Source organism: Paraburkholderia sp. RL17-373-BIF-A (genome assembly GCF_046030175.1).
Taxonomy (GTDB): domain Bacteria; phylum Pseudomonadota; class Gammaproteobacteria; order Burkholderiales; family Burkholderiaceae; genus Paraburkholderia.
Map to the genome: position 1 here is coordinate 1 of NZ_JARESO010000376.1, position 618 is coordinate 618.

The window sequence follows — 618 nt, forward strand, 5'->3', positions numbered from 1 at the left end:
AGGTCCCGGAAGGCGGACGGGTCAAACTCGACAAGTGGCCGACGAGGGTAGAGTCCGTGTACAGGTCACGGGAACACTACCAACAATTGCTGGGAGAACACGTCGCGCGCCTGAGTTCTCTGCAGCAGTTACTCTATGCCTTCAACCGATATGCCGTTTTGCTAATTTTCCAGGCAATGGACGCAGCCGGTAAGGATGGTGCCATCAAGCATGTCATGTCGGGCGTGAACCCACAGGGTTGTCAGGTCTTCAGCTTCAAACATCCCAGCCCCATTGAATTGCAGCATGACTTCCTTTGGCGTACTACGCGCGATCTACCCGAGCGCGGACGGATCGGCATCTTCAACCGGTCCTATTACGAAGAAGTGCTGATTGCTCGCGTTCATCCCGAGATTCTCCATAACGAAGTCCTACCGGATGCACTGCTCCACGAAAAGACGGTGTGGCATGACCGCTATCGTTCGATCTCGGACCTGGAGTTACACCTTTCCGGGAACGGCACTCGGATCGTCAAGTTCTACCTTCACATTTCGAAGGAAGAGCAGCGCAAACGTTTCCTGCAGCGCATAGACGACCCAGAAAAAAACTGGAAATTTAGTGTAGCCGACGTCGAGGAAA

At 53.7% G+C, this 618-nt stretch carries 1 protein-coding gene; it reads left to right on the top strand.

Translation table 11 applies throughout. The features are described 5' to 3' along the window. Positions 1–618: PPK2 family polyphosphate kinase (locus P0D80_RS50950; protein ID WP_408296519.1), on the top strand; the 618-nt coding region annotated here is incomplete at both ends.